Source organism: Candidatus Microbacterium phytovorans (assembly GCA_029202445.1).
Taxonomy (GTDB): domain Bacteria; phylum Actinomycetota; class Actinomycetes; order Actinomycetales; family Microbacteriaceae; genus Microbacterium; species Microbacterium phytovorans.
Genome location: CP119321.1, coordinates 362,244 through 377,748, shown reverse-complemented (window position 1 = coordinate 377,748; position 15,505 = coordinate 362,244). Strand labels below are relative to the sequence as shown.

Annotated in this window: 14 protein-coding genes; 8 read left to right on the top strand and 6 right to left on the bottom strand. The window is 70.6% G+C overall.

Annotation, left to right across the window (positions count from 1 at the left end; translation table 11 throughout):
- Position 1: 1 nt before the first annotated feature.
- Entirely contained in the window at positions 2-619 is a 618-nt protein-coding gene (locus P0Y48_01745; GenBank protein ID WEK13961.1) for an acetate uptake transporter, read from the top strand.
- Positions 620-662: 43 nt separating this feature from the next.
- Here P0Y48_01745 and P0Y48_01740 read toward each other — a convergent pair whose 3' ends face one another.
- Both P0Y48_01740 and P0Y48_01735 read right to left on the bottom strand, forming a co-directional pair.
- Positions 663-2,417 (bottom strand): proline--tRNA ligase, encoded by a 1,755-nt coding sequence (locus tag P0Y48_01740; GenBank protein ID WEK13960.1) that lies wholly within the window; start codon positions 2,415-2,417, stop codon positions 663-665.
- Positions 2,418-2,481: 64 nt separating this feature from the next.
- Entirely contained in the window at positions 2,482-3,522 is a 1,041-nt protein-coding gene (locus tag P0Y48_01735) for a hypothetical protein (protein ID WEK13959.1), read from the bottom strand.
- Positions 3,523-3,561: 39 nt separating this feature from the next.
- On the opposite strand from P0Y48_01735, the gene P0Y48_01730 reads away from it, so the two are divergent.
- The 4 genes from P0Y48_01730 to P0Y48_01715 are packed head-to-tail and all read left to right on the top strand — an operon-like array spanning position 3,562 to position 7,439.
- Positions 3,562-5,025 carry an RNB domain-containing ribonuclease gene (locus P0Y48_01730; GenBank protein WEK13958.1) on the top strand — a complete coding sequence of 488 codons (1,464 nt, stop codon included), beginning with the start codon at positions 3,562-3,564 and terminating at the stop codon, positions 5,023-5,025.
- Complete coding sequence (gene pcp / locus P0Y48_01725; GenBank protein WEK13957.1) at positions 5,022-5,693, top strand: pyroglutamyl-peptidase I; 672 nt, start codon at positions 5,022-5,024, stop codon at positions 5,691-5,693. Before P0Y48_01730 ends, pcp begins: the two co-directional genes overlap by 4 nt.
- A 52-nt stretch (positions 5,694-5,745) precedes the next feature.
- Complete coding sequence (locus P0Y48_01720; GenBank protein WEK13956.1) at positions 5,746-6,423, top strand: GntR family transcriptional regulator; 678 nt, start codon at positions 5,746-5,748, stop codon at positions 6,421-6,423.
- Complete coding sequence (locus P0Y48_01715; GenBank protein ID WEK13955.1) at positions 6,420-7,439, top strand: 1-aminocyclopropane-1-carboxylate deaminase; 1,020 nt, start codon at positions 6,420-6,422, stop codon at positions 7,437-7,439. Before P0Y48_01720 ends, P0Y48_01715 begins: the two co-directional genes overlap by 4 nt.
- Here P0Y48_01715 and P0Y48_01710 read toward each other — a convergent pair.
- The gene (locus P0Y48_01710; protein ID WEK13954.1) at positions 7,421-7,933 is read right to left on the bottom strand and encodes an Lrp/AsnC family transcriptional regulator; all 513 of its coding nucleotides are present in this window, start codon (positions 7,931-7,933) and stop codon (positions 7,421-7,423) included. The two genes, P0Y48_01715 and P0Y48_01710, sit on opposite strands and share 19 nt — an antisense overlap.
- 114 nt (positions 7,934-8,047) lie before the next feature.
- Between P0Y48_01710 and P0Y48_01705 the strand changes: the two genes are divergently transcribed.
- On the top strand, positions 8,048-9,256 hold the full coding sequence (locus tag P0Y48_01705) for an aminotransferase class I/II-fold pyridoxal phosphate-dependent enzyme (protein ID WEK13953.1): 1,209 nt from the start codon (positions 8,048-8,050) through the stop codon (positions 9,254-9,256).
- Here P0Y48_01705 and ispG read toward each other — a convergent pair whose 3' ends face one another.
- On the bottom strand, positions 9,257-10,387 hold the full coding sequence (gene ispG, locus P0Y48_01700; GenBank protein WEK14981.1) for a flavodoxin-dependent (E)-4-hydroxy-3-methylbut-2-enyl-diphosphate synthase: 1,131 nt from the start codon (positions 10,385-10,387) through the stop codon (positions 9,257-9,259).
- A 78-nt stretch (positions 10,388-10,465) separates the two neighbouring features.
- Between ispG and P0Y48_01695 the strand changes: the two genes are divergently transcribed.
- Positions 10,466-11,728, top strand: coding sequence for a low temperature requirement protein A (locus P0Y48_01695; GenBank protein ID WEK13952.1), 1,263 nt, complete (start codon positions 10,466-10,468; stop codon positions 11,726-11,728).
- A 194-nt stretch (positions 11,729-11,922) separates the two neighbouring features.
- A complete protein-coding gene (locus P0Y48_01690; GenBank protein ID WEK13951.1) occupies positions 11,923-13,842 on the top strand; it encodes a chorismate-binding protein in 1,920 nt (639 codons plus the stop codon).
- A 30-nt stretch (positions 13,843-13,872) separates the two neighbouring features.
- On the opposite strand, the gene P0Y48_01685 is transcribed toward P0Y48_01690, so the two are convergent.
- A complete protein-coding gene (locus tag P0Y48_01685; protein WEK13950.1) occupies positions 13,873-15,144 on the bottom strand; it encodes a sigma factor-like helix-turn-helix DNA-binding protein in 1,272 nt (423 codons plus the stop codon).
- Positions 15,141-15,500, bottom strand: a complete 360-nt coding sequence (locus P0Y48_01680) for a YciI family protein (protein ID WEK13949.1) — start codon at positions 15,498-15,500, stop codon at positions 15,141-15,143. Before P0Y48_01680 ends, P0Y48_01685 begins: the two co-directional genes overlap by 4 nt.
- Between the last annotated feature and the right edge of the window lie 5 nt (positions 15,501-15,505).

Sequence of the window (15,505 nt, the reverse complement as noted above, 5' to 3'; positions counted from 1 at the left end):
CGTGACCGATACTCCCCCGCCGAGCTTGGCGACATCCGCGCTGCGTCGCGCCGACCCCGGACTCATCGGACTCCTCGGCTTCGTCATCGCGACGCTCACGGCGCAGCTCGAGCACCTGGGCGTGCAGACCGAGAGCTCGGTCTTCTGGGTGGGCGCGGTCTTCGGCGGCGTCGTCCAGGTCATCGCGGGGATGCTGTCCTACTTCGTCGGCGATGACTTCCACTTCATCGTGTACAACGCGTTCGGCTGGTACTGGATCTGCATGCCCGGGTTCCTCCTCGGCGGCGAACTCGGCTTCTTCGAGGTCACCGGCACCCCGCGCGGGGTCTTCTCGCTGATGTTCGCGATTCTCGCCGTGGGTTTCGCCGTCGCCGCAGCGACCCACAACACCGTCCTGCCGGTCACCCTCCTGTGCGTCGCGGTCGGGTTGGCGCTGGAGTCCGTCGGCGCGTTCGCCGGGATCGACGCGCTGGGCACGGCGGGCGCGATCGTCCTCCTCCTCGCGTCTGCGCTGGCGACGTACCTGCTGATCGAGAAGTTCTACTGGCGGACGATGGGCCGGCGCATCGTGCCGCTCGGCCCGCCGTGGATCGCCGGGTCGGCCGACCGCGAGTCCTGATCCGGACAGCGGAGGCCGCCTGACGCCAGGGCGCGGGTGCGGGTCAGGCGCTCAGACGGCGGACCGCCTCGGCGACGGGCACGACCTCACGGTCACCCGTTCGCCGGTTCCACAGTTCGACCTGGCCGTCGGCCGCTCCCCGACCGACGATCACGATGCGCGGTACGCCGACGAGCTCGGCGTCGGCGAACTTCACCCCCGGCGACACCTTCGGCCGATCGTCGTAGAGCACGGACTTGCCGGCGCTCTCGACGTCGGCGGCGAGCTTCTCGGCGAGGTCGAACGCGACGGCATCCTTCCCCGTCGCCACCACCTGCACGTCGAACGGAGCCACCGATTCGGGCCACACGAGGCCCTTCTCGTCGTTGTTGAGCTCGGCGATGATCGCGAGGATGCGCGTGACGCCGATGCCGTAAGAGCCCATCGTCACGGTTACCCGCTTGCCGTTCTCGTCGAGCACCTGGAGCCCGAGCGTCTCGGCGAAGAAGCGGCCGAGCTGGAAGACGTGGCCGATCTCCATGCCGCGCGCGAGCTCGACGGGACCCGAACCGTCGGGAGCGGGATCGCCGGCCCGGACGGTCGCGACCTCCACGGTGCCGTCGGCGGCGAAGTCGCGCCCCGCGACCAGCGAGTGCACGTGCTTCTGGTCGATGTTCGCGCCGGTGATCCACGACGAGCCGTCGACCACGCGCGGGTCGAGCAGGTAGCGGATGCCGGTGGCCGACTCCTCGCCGAGGATCGCGCCCTGCGGCGACCACGGGCCGATGTAGCCCTTGACCAGGAGCGGGTGGCGTTCGAAGTCGTCGGGGGTGGCCGGCTCGACCGCCGCGGGGGCGAAGGCGACCTCGGCGCGCTTGTCGTCGATGTCACGGTCGCCGGGGAGCCCCACGACGACCAGCTCGCGCGTGCCGTCGAGATGCGTGAGAGCGAGGACGACGTTCTTGAGCGTGTCGGCGGCCGAGTACTCGCCGGCCAGCGTCGCGTTGGCGTGCGCGACGAGCGTGTCGATCGTCGGAGTGTCGGGCGAATCGAAGATCACCGGCTCGGCGAGCCCGTCGAAGGGGATCGGGTCGGGAACCACCGTGGTGAACGCCTCGACGTTGGCGGCATAGCCGCCCGCCGACCGCACGAACGTGTCCTCCCCGACGGGCGTCGGGTGCAGGAACTCCTCCGAGCGCGCACCGCCCATGAGCCCGTTGTCGGCGGCCACGATGACGTACTCGAGTCCGAGCTTCTGGAAGATGCGCTCGTACGCGTCGCGCTGCGACTGGTACGAGACGTCCTGCCCTTCGTCGGTGTAGTCGAACGAGTACGCGTCCTTCATGGTGAACTCGCGGCCGCGCAGGAGTCCGGCACGGGGACGCGCCTCGTCGCGGTACTTGTCCTGGATCTGGTAGATCGTCAGCGGCAGGTCCTTGTACGAGGAGTACAGGTCTTTCACGAGCAGCGTGAACATCTCCTCGTGCGTGGGCGCGAGCAGGTAGTCGGCACCGCGACGGTCCTGCAGTCGGAAGATGCCGTCGCCGTACGACGTCCAGCGACCCGACGCCTCGTACGGGTCGCGCGGCAGCAGCGCCGGGAAGTGGACCTCGAAGGCACCGGCGTTGGCCATCTCCTCCCGGATGACGGCCTCGATCTTGGCCTTCACCCGGAGTCCGAGCGGCAACCACGTGAAGACGCCGGGCGCGGCGCGACGGATGTAGCCCGCGCGCACGAGCAGCCGATGGCTCGTGACCTCGGCATCCGCGGGATCTTCACGGAGCGTACGGAGGAAGAAGTTCGACAGACGTGTGACCACGAGGGTCAAGCTTACGGGGGCGCACCCGCGCCCGCTGATCTGCGCGATCTGCGCGCGGGAGCGTCTACGGCGCCGAGACGGCAGCGAGCACACGCTCCGTCGCCGCGACGAGGTCGTCGGTGTCGATCCCGTGACCGATCACCTCGACGAGGTTGGTCCCGTCCGAGACGAGCACCACGGTCCGGTACTCATTGCCCGAGACCTGTGCGTCGAGTCCGGAGACAGTGAGCGCCTCCGGCGCCTCGAGACTCTCGGCGAGCTCCGGCTCCGACCACGCCCACGCCGCATCCGGGTAGACGACCAGGCCCACTTCGCGGAAGTCCTCGAGTTCTGCCCAGTCACAGCGACCCGACACGGCAACCGCTTCGGCCAGGATGCGATCGAGCGGACCGCCGCCCTCCTCGATGCGAGTGGGGAAGATCTCGCCGTCGCGGAGAAGCGACGGGACATCGATCTCGTCGGCGAGGTCGGCGCAGTCCAGCGGCAAGGCGACCGTGGTCGCGGACGGCGTCACCGGTGTGGCTGTTTCATCGCTGACGGCGACGGCGACGGCATCCGCGAGCTCGGTGAGCACCTCCGGAACCGGTGCGCCCTCCATCGACGGGGCGGACGGATCGTCCCCGTACACCCCGAGGGCGAGCACCCAGAAGTCGCCGCCGGTGCGCGTGTCCGAACACCAGACCTCGTCGTACGCACGACGGCAGCTCGGCTCCGTCTCATCGACCGACAGCGAGCCCGTCAGGGCGGCAGGCAGGATGACGACCGACCCGCCGACGGCATCCGCGGAGAAGCCGCACGAAAGGCCGCCGGCCGTCTGAAGACCCACCCACCACCGCTCGCTGGGGGTGCGCTGCTCGGCGGGGCCGATCGCGGCGAGTACGCCGTCTTCCTGGAAGAGAGCGTCGCAATCGCCACCGAACGGGGCCACCGGGGTCGTCACCGCGGCATCGGCTGTCGGCGACGCGGATGTCGTGGGCGTGACGGGCGGCACCGTCGATTCCGCCTCTGGCGACACAGCGGCCGCACAGCCGATGACGCCGAATCCCAGCAGCAGCGCGACGCACGCGGTGGCAAAGCGATGACGGTAGGCAGCGGCTCTGTCCATGACCCGAGCCTAGGGCCTGGCCCCGCCTACACTGGGGCCGTGCCGCCCCGTCGTTCCCGCCTCGTCCCCACCGAGGTGCGCGCCGAGCTCGCCGCCTCCCTCGCCGAGCTGCGTCGGAGTCTCGACGTGCCGGACTCCTTTCCCGCCGCCGTGCTCGCCGAGGCGGAGGAGGTCGCCCGACGGGTGCCGACGACACCGAGCGGAGACGTGGCCGACCTTCGCGAGATCCCGTTCCTCACGATCGATCCCGCCGGCTCCACCGATCTCGACCAGGCGCTGCATCTCGCTCGCACCGATAACGGTGGCGCGGTCCTCCACTATGCGATCGCCGACGTGGCGGCGTTCGTCGCTCCCGGCGGTGAGGTCGATGCTGAGGCCCGCCGCCGCGGACAGACGATGTACGCACCCGATGGACGTGTGCCGCTGCACCCGGAGATCCTGAGCGAGGATGCCGCGTCGCTCCTCCCCGACCGCGACCGACGCGCGTTCGTGTGGCGGTTCGTGCTCGACAGCGGGGCCCGCCCCGTCGAGACCACTCTTACGCGCGCCGTGGTGCGTTCGCGACGGCAATGGACCTACGAGGAGGGTCAGCGTGCCATCGACGACGGCTCGGCTCCCGAGTCGCTCGCGCTGATGCCGTGGTTCGGCCAGCAGCGCGCCGAGCGCGAGCGCGAGCGCGGCGGCGCGAGCCTGAACCTCCCTGAGACGCGCATCGTCGCCGAGGGCGACGGCTATCGCCTCGAGCGGAGCGAGGGCGTCCCGCTCGAGGACCACAACGCGCACGTCTCGCTGCTGACGGGCATGGCCGCCGCCGAGATCATGGTGCGCGGACGGATCGGCATCCTTCGCACCATGCCGCCCGCCGACGCCGACGACGTCGCCGACTTCCGCCGACAGACGGTGGCGCTCGGCATCCCCTGGCCAACCGACACGCCCTACGGCGATTATCTGCGCGGGCTGGACCGCTCCCCGGCCGCGCGAGCGGTGAAGGAGTACGCCGCGGGGCTCTTCCGCGGCGCGGGCTACGCGGCGTTCGACGGCGAACTCCCCGAAGAGACGACGCAGGCGGCGATCGGGGCCCCCTACGCGCACGCGACGGCGCCTCTGCGCCGGCTCGTCGACCGCTGGGTCCTCGTGGTGTGCGAAGCACTCGTGCAGGAGCGCGAGGTACCGGACTGGGCTCGTGAGAGCCTCCCCGAGCTGCCGTCGCTCATGAGCGCGAGCGGGCAGCGAGTGTCGCAGCTCACGGCGGGAGCACTCGATCGCGTAGAAGCCGCCGTGCTCCACGGGCACGAGGGCGAGGAGTTCGAGGCGGTCGTGCTCAGCGTGCGCGCCGACGCTGCGCGCGTACAGCTGCAGAGTCCGCCCGTCGAGGCGAAGGTGCGCGGGCTGGATGCCACGCCCGGCAGCACCGTCCGGCTCCGCCTCGTTCAGGCCGACGTCTCCGCGGGCACGGTGGTCTTCGCGCCGGTGGACCGTGCTGCAGACGGGCGGTCGAGGTGACAACTCTGCTGCTCACCGGGTTCGAGCCCTTCGGCGGCGACCGCGCCAATCCCAGCGGCGACGCGGTCCGGGAGGTGGCGACGACGTGGAGCGGACCGGAGGAGCTCATCGTCGAGGTGCTGCCGGTGACCTTCGCTGGCGCCGCCCGCCGGCTCCGCGAGCTCATCGGCATCCATCGTCCCGACGTGGTCCTTGCGACCGGGCTTGCCGGGGGCCGCGCGGCCATCGGCGTGGAACGGATCGCGGTGAACCTCGTCGACGCCCGCATCCCCGACAACGCGGGCGCCCAGCCGATCGACGAACCGAGCATCGCGGGCGCCCCGCCCGCCGCGTTCGCGACCGTGCCGGTCAAGGCGATCGCGGCGCGCATCCGAGAGGCCGGCATCCCGGCGGAGGTCTCGCACTCGGCGGGCACCTTCGTGTGCAACCACGTCTTCTTCACCGCGTTGGATGCCGTCCCCGACGGCGCGGTCGCAGGATTCCTCCACGTTCCGTGGGCGACGGGGCAGGCGCCTGCTGCGGAGCCTGATCGTCCCGACTCCCCCGAACTGCCTCTCGCCGACATCGTCGAGGCGTTGCGCATCGCCGTCCGCACGACGCTCGACGCCGCGGCGAACCCCGCGGGCGACGCGGAGACGGGCGATCTCCCGGGCGGCGCCCTGCACTGAGTGCGGCTGCCGACCCGGTGACCGCTCGTCTCGATGCGATATATTGCATATCGTGCCGATCCCCTCACACCAGCTGCCGCCGCGTCCGCTGTTGCGCGACGACGTGCTCAGCCATCTGCGCGAGGCGATCGTCGACGGCACGCTCGCGCCCGACGAGCAGCTGCGCGACTCCGAGATCGCTGCCTGGCTGGGCGTGAGCCGCACGCCCGTGCGGGAGGCGCTCCTCGAGCTGGCTCGCGCCGGGCTCGTGCGCGCCACGCCGGGGCGGTCGACCGTGGTCGCTCCGCTCGATTCGTCGAGCGTCCGCGACGCGCAGGCGGTCGTCGCGGCGATGCACGCGCTCGTCGTGCGGGATGCCGTCACGCGCCTCACCACCGAAGACCTCGCCGCGATGCGCTCGGCCAACGCCGCGTTCGCCGACGCGCAACGCCGCGGCGACGTCGAGGCGGCGCTGGAGGCCGACGAACGCTTCCACTCGATCGCCGTCGACGCCGGGGGCAACGCGGCCGCCCGCGCGGTGCTCGCACAGTACGAGCCGGTGCTGCGACGTGCGGAACGGCTCCGTTTCGCCTCGGTCGAGGGCGCCGAGTCGATCGCACGCCACGACCGACTGATCGAACTGTGCGAAGCGGGCGACGCCGACGGCGCAGCGCGCCTCGCCGAACAGACCTGGCAGACCCTCACCCTCGAGACCACCCCACGCCCCACCGACGAATGGATCACCCCATGAAGCTCGCCGAGTTCCCCCGCTACCCGCTCACCTTCGGCCCGAGCCCTCTGCAGCATCTGAAGCGGCTGACGCAGCACCTGGGCGGGGCGCAGGTGTGGGCCAAGCGCGAGGACGTCTCCAGCGGACTGGCCTACGGTGGGAACAAGGTGCGGAAGCTGGAGTACATCGTGCCGGACGTCCTCGCCTCCGGCGCCGACACGCTCGTCTCCATCGGCGGCTATCAGTCCAACCACACCCGCCAGGTCGCCGCCGTCGCGGCCCACCTGGGCTTGAAGGCACGCCTCGTCCAGGAGAAGTGGGTGCCGTGGGACGACCCCACCAACGACAAGGTCGGCAACATCCTGCTGTCGCGCATGATGGGAGCCGACTCGCGGCTCGACGACGCGGGGTTCGACATCGGCATCCGCGACTCGTGGAAAGACGCCCTCGCGGAGGTGGAGGCTTCTGGTGGCACCCCCTACCCGATCCCCGCGGGCGCCTCGGAGCACCGACTGGGCGGGCTCGGATTCGCCAACTGGGCGTTTGAAGTGGCGGAGCAGGAGAAGTCGCTCAGCGTCTTCTTCGACACGATCGTCGTCTGCACGGTGACCGGCTCCACCCACGCCGGCATGATCGCGGGTTTCGCGGCACTCGAAGACCTGACCGGGGTGAAGCGTCGCGTGATCGGCATCGACGCGTCGGCGACGCTGGAGAAGACCCGCGCCCAGGTCGCCCGCATCGCGCGGAACACGGCAGAACTGATCGAGCTCGGCCGCGACCTACGCGACGATGAGATCCAGGTGCTCGAGGGCTGGGCAGGCGAGCTCTACGGCCTGCCGGTCGAGTCGACGATGGATGCCATGGCCCTCGGAGCCCAGCTGGAGGCGATGATCACCGACCCCGTCTACGAGGGGAAGTCGCTCGCGGGTCTCATCGATCTCGTGGGCTCAGGCGACATCCCGAAGGACTCGACCGTGCTCTACGCCCACCTCGGCGGACAGCCGGCGATCAACGCGTATCACTCGCTCTGGAGCTGACCTTCCGACGAGACACGGGCGAGCGGACCCACGCCGTCCCGACGTTCGAAGACGAGATTGGTCTCCGTCGTCCGCACGATGGGATGCACCGTGATGTGCTGGAGCACGACGTCGCGGAGGGCCGCGGCATCCTCGACGGCGACATGGACGAGGAAGTCGTCCTCGCCGGCCACGTGGAACACCTCGATCGCTCCGGGCGTGCGCACGAGCGCATCGAAGAGGCTCTCCACGCCTTCTCGCGTGTGACGTCCGAGTCGCACCCGGATGACGGCCTGCAGCGGCAGTCCGAGACTCGGAGCGTCGACCTCGACGCGCAGACCGCCCAGCACGCCGCGTGAGCGCAGCATGCGCAGTCGGTACGCCGCGGTGGACTCCGGGATGCCGAGGTCGTCGGCCAGCGCGCGGTTGGATCGTGCCGGATGGGCGACGACGGCCGCAAGCAGGCGCAGATCGAGGGCATCGAGCGCGGATGCGCGCGGTTGCGGTTCGGCCAAGGGAGGACCCTCCTCATCACGGATTCTTGTCGACATCGTAATCCGCGGTGCCAGGATGCCGATCCTCAACAGCCTCTATCGCAATCCTCGGTGATATCGACAACACTTCGTCGCATGACCCGCGCTCCCCACACCGACACCATCGCCGTCCACGCCGGTCGAGACGACCTCACCGAGATCGGGGTCCACGCTCCCCCGATCGATCTGTCAACGACCTACCCGCTGCCCGACGTCGAACTCGGCGGTGACTCGTACGAAGCGCTGGCCACCGGCGGCACGCCGCTCCCGGGCGGCAGCAACGTCTACGCGCGCCTGTGGAACCCGACCGTCGCGCGGTTCGAAGAGGCGCTCGCGCGCCTCGAGGGAGCAGAAGCGGCCGTGGCGTTCTCCTCGGGGATGGCCGCGATGACCGCCGCGCTGCTGGCACACACGACCTCGCGAGCACGGCCCCACGTGCTGGCCGTCCGTCCGCTCTACGGCGGCACGGACCACCTGCTCGCAAGCGGACTCCTCGGCACCGAGGTGAGCTACTGCGAAGCCTCCGAGATCTCGTCCTCGCTCCGCCCCGATACCGGCCTGGTCGTCGTGGAGACCCCGGCCAACCCCACCCTGGACCTCGTCGACATCGCCGACGTCGTCACGCAGGCGGGCAGCGTGCCCGTCCTCGTGGACAACACGTTCGCCACGCCCGTGCTCCAGAACCCGCTCGCACACGGAGCGGCGATGTCGCTCCACAGCGCGACCAAGTACCTGGGTGGGCACGGCGATGTCATCGGCGGGGTCATCGCCTGCGACGAGAAGACGGCGGAGGCGCTGCGCCCCGTCCGCGCAATCACGGGGGCGATCCTCCATCCGCTCGCCGCCTACCTCCTGCACCGAGGCATGCCCACCCTGCCGCTGCGTGTCCGCGCGCAGCAGCAGACCGCCGCGACGATCGCCTCGTGGCTGCAGACCCATCCGGCCGTCGCCGACGTGTTCTATCCGGGGCTGTCGGGGAGCCCGCTGATCGGGTCGCAGATGCGCGGCGGTGGCGCGATGCTCGCCGTGCGGCTGCGCGGCGGGTACGACGCGGCCGCGCGCGTCGCATCGGTCCTGCGCGTGTTCTCGCACGCGGTCTCCCTGGGCGGCGTGGACTCACTGGTCCAGCATCCTGCTGCGCTGACGCACCGCCCGGTAGCGTCCGAGGCCAAGCCGGATGCCAGCATCCTGCGCTTCTCGATCGGGCTGGAGCACGTCGACGATCTCATCGACGATCTCGCGCAGGCGCTGGATGGCATCCCGTCGGGCGCCGTGCCCGAACCGGTCGAGGCGATGCGCGTCTGATCAGGTGGTGACGACCTGCGCCGTGCCGAGCGGGGCGTCGGGGCCCATCTCGTCGGCGATGCGGTTGGCCTCTTCGATGAGGGTCGCGACGATGTCGGCCTCGGGAACGGTCTTGATGACTTCGCCCTTGACGAAGATCTGGCCCTTGCCGTTGCCGCTCGCCACACCCAGGTCGGCCTCGCGCGCCTCTCCCGGACCGTTGACGACGCAGCCCATGACGGCGACGCGAAGCGGGACCGTCATGTCCTTGAGCCCCTCGGTGACGTCGTTGGCCAGCGTGTAGACGTCGACCTGCGCGCGCCCGCACGACGGGCACGAGACGATCTCGAGCTTGCGTTCGCGCAGGTTCAGCGACTGCAGGATCTGGTGGCCGACCTTCACTTCTTCCGCCGGGGGCGCCGACAGGGACACCCGGATCGTGTCGCCGATGCCCTCGGACAACAGGATGCCGAAAGCCGTCGCCGACTTGATGGTGCCCTGGAAGGCGGGACCGGCCTCGGTCACGCCGAGGTGCAGGGGCCAATCGCCCCGCTCGGCCAGCAGACGGTAGGCCTTCACCATGACGACGGGATCGTTGTGCTTGACCGAGATCTTGAAGTCGTGGAAGTCGTGCTCCTCGAACAGCGACGCCTCCCAGACGGCGCTCTCCATGAGCGCCTCCGGCGTCGCTTTGCCGTACTTCTCGAGCAGCCGCCGGTCGAGCGAACCGGCATTCACGCCGATGCGGAGGGACACACCGGCATCCTTCGCGGCCTTCGCGATGGCCCCCACCTGGTCGTCGAACTTGCGGATGTTGCCCGGGTTCACGCGCACCGCGGCACAGCCCGCATCGATCGCCTGGAAGACGTACTTCGGCTGGAAGTGGATGTCGGCGATCACGGGGATCTGACTCTTCTTCGCGATGATGTGGAGCACGTCGGCGTCGTCCTGCGACGGCACGGCGACCCGCACGATCTCGCACCCGGATGCCGTGAGCTCCGCGATCTGCTGCAGCGTCGCGTTGATGTCGGTCGTCGGCGTGGTCGTCATCGACTGCACGCTGACGGGGGCATCACCGCCGACGAGAACCTTGCCGACCTTGATCTGGCGACTCTTGCGACGGGGGGCGAGGACGTCCGGCACGCGCGGCATCCCGAGGTTCACAGCTGGCACATCCACAGCCTACGCCGCCGACCGATAAGGAGGCTGTGAGCGGTGTACCTTTCCTGCATGACGACGACCCCCGCCGCCGAGAACCACGGCTCCCTGACACGCGGGTTCGCCCGCCTCACCGGCCGCGACCCGCGGGAACCGCACCGCACCGCGACGCCGCTGGAGCTGCTGTTCGACCTCACCTTCGTCGTCGCCTTCAGTCAGGCCGGCTCTCAGGCAGCGCACCTGTTCGAGCTGGGTCACACCGTTCCGGCCGCCGGGGGCTTCTTCATCGCGGTGTTCGCCGTCACGTGGGCGTGGATCAACGCGACGTGGCTGTGGTCGGCGTTCGACGCCGACGACGTGTTCGTGCGGATCGCGACATTCGTCCAGATGATCGGCGTCGCCGTCCTCGCCCTCGGACTGCCCCCGTTCTTCCATTCACTCGACGAGGGTCAACACGTCGACAACGCCCTCATGATCGCCGGCTACGTCATCATGCGGGTCGCGCTGATCGCGGTGTGGATCCGCGTCGCCGCGCACAACCCGCAGCACCGTCGCACGGCGCTCACGTATGCGACGGGTCTCGGCATCGTCCAAGTGGGCTGGGTCGTGGCGATCGTGATCGATCCGCCGCTGGGGATCGGCGTGACGCTGATGGTCGCGCTGGGGCTGCTCGAGATGATCGTGCCTCTCGTCGCCGAGCGGCGCGGCGGCGCCACCCCGTGGCATCCCCACCACATCGCCGAGCGCTACGGGCTGCTGGTGATCATCACCCTCGGCGAAGTGATCCTCGGAACCGTCCTGGCGATCTCCGCGGCCGTCGAGAACACCGTCTGGAGCGTCGAGGCCGGGCTGGTCGCCTTCGGCGGCATGCTGCTCGCCTTCACCGTCTGGTGGTCGTACTTCACGGTCCCCGCCGCGCGCATCCTGAGTCGGCGCCCGTCGGTGTCGTTCGTGTGGGGCTACCTGCACATCGTGCTGTTCGCCGCCGTCGCGGCGATCGGGGCCGGTCTGCACGTCGCGGCGTACGTGATCGAGGGCGAAGCCCACGTGGATGCCACATACGCGCTCCTGACGATCGCCGCGCCCGCCTTCGTGTTCATCGTGATCCTCGGGGTGCTGTACGCCACGCTCGTCGGTCGCTTCGACGCTTTCCACCTGTGGCTGCTGGCGGGCTCGTCCGCGATTCTGGCGGCGGCGGTGGCCGCATCGTTGGCCGGTGCGTCCCTCGGTACGACGATCGTGATCACAGGGCTCGCGCCGCTGGTCATCGTGGTCGGCTACGAAGTGGTCGGCCATCGCCACCTCGACGAGGATCTGTCCCGTCTCGGGGCGTGACGGACAGCGAGTCCGGGCTGCGCCTGACGGACAGGCACGGGCGAGGCACCGTGATAATGTGACCGCATGTTCGCGAACACCACGTGGTGGCCCACCCGCTGAGGCGGTGTGTTCGCAACCCTGATCACAGACCGCCCGCCGAGGCGGTCTTTTCGTTCCCGCGACGACCGCCCGACCAGACGAAAGGCCCGGCGATGACCGCGCGCCCCTCCTCACTCCCCGCGAGCCTCGAAGCCGCGGTCGCCGCCGGTGCGCCGTTCGCCCTCATCGCGCGCGACGACGCGCGCGTCGAGGTGCTGACCGGCGATATCGTCGACGTTCCGCGGCTCGCCGACATCCCCCTCCACGACGCCGACGGTGCGCCGCAGGAGGTGCTCGCCCTCGTTCCCTTCCGTCAGGTCGTCGAGCGCGGGTTCGAATGCCACGACGACGACGCGCCGTTGCGCTGCCTGGTGGTCGGCGCGCACGAGTCCGCCCCGCGCGACGAGGTGCTCGCCTCGCTCCCCGCCGCAGACGTCGCCCTCGCGGACGCCGGTTTCGACATTCCCGACGAGGAATACGCCACGATCGTCCGCCGCGTGATCGCCGACGAGATCGGCCGCGGCGAAGGCGCCAACTTCGTCATCCGCCGCGACTTCACGGCGACGGTCGACGTCGACCCCGTGACGGCGGGACTCACCTGGTTCCGCGCCCTGCTGGAACACGAACGCGGCGCCTACTGGACGTTCCTCGTGGTCACCCCCGGTCACGTCGCGGTGGGCGCGAGCCCGGAGGCCCACGTCAGCGCCCAGGCGGGCGTCGTGACGATGAACCCGATCTCGGGCACGTTCCGCCACCCCGACGGCGGTGCGACGGTCGACACGCTCACCGAGTTCCTCTCCTCCACGAAGGAGACCGAGGAACTGTTCATGGTCGTCGATGAGGAACTGAAGATGATGTCCGCCGTGTGCAGCGACGGCGGACGCATCACCGGACCTCATCTCAAGGAGATGTCGCGCCTCACCCACACCGAGTACATGCTGCGCGGCAGGAGCACGCTCGACCCGCGTGACATCCTCCGCGAGACGATGTTCGCCCCGACCGTGACGGGTTCGCCGATGCAGAACGCGTGCACTGTCATCCGTCGCCACGAACGCTCCGCTCGCGGTTACTACTCCGGCGTGGCGGCGCTGTTCACGCCGGCCGGCGACGGCCACGACCTCGACGCCCCCATCCTCATCCGCACGGCGTATCTCGTCGACGGCCGTCTGCGCGTACCGGTCGGCGCGACGCTCGTGCGCCACTCCGACCCGTACGGCGAGGTCAGCGAGACACACGGCAAGGCGGCGGGCGTCCTCGGAGCGCTCGGCGCCGTCGAGCGCGACGTGCGGCGTGCCGACGTCGACGAGGACGCGCCCTCCGCCGAGCCGCGCCGCCTCGCCGACGATTCCGGGGTGGCGGCTCTTCTCGCCGCGCGGAACGAGCGACTCGCCTCGTTCTGGCTCAATCCGCAGGACGCCCCGAGTGCGGCGCCCCGCTCGACATGGGGCGGGGGACGCACGGCGGTCGTCGTCGACGCCGAGGACCGCTTCACGACGATGCTCGCGCATCAGCTGCGCCACCTCGGGTTCGACGTGACGATCGTCCCGTGGGCCGACGCCGATCCCGCGTCGCTGGACCTCGCCGATCTCGTGGTCTGCGGCCCCGGCCCCGGCGATCCCCGCGACCCCGACAGCGCACGCCTCGAGCGCATGCGCACGGTCGTCGCGGCGCGGCGCGCGTCGGCACGGCCGCTCCTGGCGGTATGCCTCAGCCACCAGATCGTCGCCGACGGCCTGGGATTGGAACTCGCCCCGCTCGCGACGCCCCATCAGGGTCTCCAGAAGGAGGTCGACATCTTCGGACGTCCGGCATCCATCGGGTTCTACAACACGTTCACGGCGCGCGTCAGCCCGGGGACGACCCGCGTCGGCGATACGGAGGTGGCCGCGGATGCCGTGTCCGGCGACGTGTACGCGCTCCGCGGGCCGGGCTTTGCCACCGTGCAGGGCCATCTGGAATCGATCCTGTCGCGCGACGGGCTCGAGACCCTCGAACGGCTCGTGCGGCACGCGCTGGAGACGGCGCCGGCCTAAACGACCGGTGCCCGCACGCGCGAGTAGCGGTCAGCGCGCGCGTCGGGCGGCCAGCAGGCGCTGCTCGGCGACGTTGGAGGTGAGCTCCGCCGCGCGCCGGTCGGCCTCGTCGGCTTCGGCCTCCCTCCCGAGATCCCGGAGAAGGCGGGCGCGTACGGCGTGCCACAGGTGATACCGGGACAGCGGGCCGGCGAGGGCATCGACATCGGCGAGCGCGGCCTGCGCACCGGCGACACGCGACAGCACGACGGCACGGTTGAGCGCGACGATGGGCGAACCGTCGTACCCGCGCAGCATGTCGTAGAGCACGAGCATCTGCACCCAGTCGGTGTCGGCGATCGTCGGGGCGTCGACATGGCAGGCGGCGATGGCGGCGTGCAGCTGCCACCGTCCCGGGGAGCGCAGGGCGGCCGCGCGATCGAGTTCGGCGCGCCCGCGCGCGATCAGCGCCGCGTCCCAGAGGCTCCGATCCTGCGCCTCGAGGAGGACGAGATCGCCGCCCCTCGACCGGGCAGGCTCGCGCGCACGGTGGAACAGGAGCAGTGCGTGGAGGCCGGCCGCCTCAGCCTCGCGCGGCAACGCTCCGGCCACCACGCGGGCGAGCCACAACGCATCGTCGGCGAGGTCGCGATCGGCGACGGCATCCGCGCCCGCGCGCAGGTGCGCGGCGTCGTAGAGCACCGAGACGACGGTGAGCACGATGTCGAGCCGGTCGACCCGCTCGGCTCCCTCGGGAATGCCGAGGGGGATGCCGACCGCCGCCATCTTCCGTTTGGCGCGCGAGATGCGCTGGCCGACGGTGCTCTCCGGCTCCAGCGTCGCGCGCGCGATCTGCGCGGTGGTCACTCCCAACACCGCGCGCAGCGTGAGGGCGAGCTGAGCCTCGGGGGCCAGCGCCGGGTGGCAGCACCCGAACAGCAGCGGCACGCGTTCGTCGGGTCCCTCGTCGCCCCGGGCCGGGTGTCCGTCCTCGACGGTCAGCGCGCGGACGGCCTCCAGCTTCTCCCGGTATCGCGTCTCCCGGCGCAGCCGGTCCAGAGCGTTGTGCCGCGCCGCCTGGAGGAGCCAGCCCCCTGGCCGGGCGGGAGCACCGTGCTGTCGCCAGGCGCGCAGAGCTTCCTCGATCGCCTCGGCGGTCGCCTCCTCGGCGACGTCGAGGTTGCCGGTCGCGGCCGTCAGGATGCCGACGATGCGTGCGGCCTCGTCGCGCACGAGGCGCGCCAGCTCGTGATCGGATGCCGCGACCCCTCCGCCGGCCGGTGCTCCGGAGCGGGGCGGCGTCGCGGCATCCGTCGGGCTCACTGCTCGAACTGGCTGTAGTCCGTGACCATCGGGCGGATCTCGACCGATGTCCCGGGGAGATCGAGCATCGGCCAGGTCCTCGCGACCGCGATGGCGGCGTCGATGTCGTCGACGTCGAGCACCGAGAAGCCCCCGATGACCTCCTTGGCTTCCGAGAACGGACCGTCGACGACGACCCCGCCGCCGCGGACGGTCGTCGCCGTGTCGGCGGGCTGCAATTCGGCGCCGCCGTCCGCGAGGACCGCGTCGTGCTGCTGGAACCACTCGTAGACCTTCGCGTAGAGGGCCTGACCCTCCTCTGCGGACAGTTGCGCGTCGACTTCAGGGGTGGAGGTGAACATGATGACGTATTTCACGGTGG

Excerpts from the sequence above, each read along its gene's own strand:
- P0Y48_01690 (WEK13951.1), top strand. The coding sequence starts at position 11,923 with ATGACCGCGCGCCCCTCCTCACTCCCCGCGAGCCTCGAAGCCGCGGTC.
- P0Y48_01695 (WEK13952.1), top strand. The coding sequence starts at position 10,466 with ATGACGACGACCCCCGCCGCCGAGAACCACGGCTCCCTGACACGCGGG.
- P0Y48_01705 (WEK13953.1), top strand. The coding sequence starts at position 8,048 with ATGACCCGCGCTCCCCACACCGACACCATCGCCGTCCACGCCGGTCGA.
- P0Y48_01715 (WEK13955.1), top strand. The coding sequence starts at position 6,420 with ATGAAGCTCGCCGAGTTCCCCCGCTACCCGCTCACCTTCGGCCCGAGC.
- ispG (WEK14981.1), bottom strand. The coding sequence starts at position 10,387 with ATGCCGCGCGTGCCGGACGTCCTCGCCCCCCGTCGCAAGAGTCGCCAG.
- P0Y48_01735 (WEK13959.1), bottom strand. The coding sequence starts at position 3,522 with ATGGACAGAGCCGCTGCCTACCGTCATCGCTTTGCCACCGCGTGCGTC.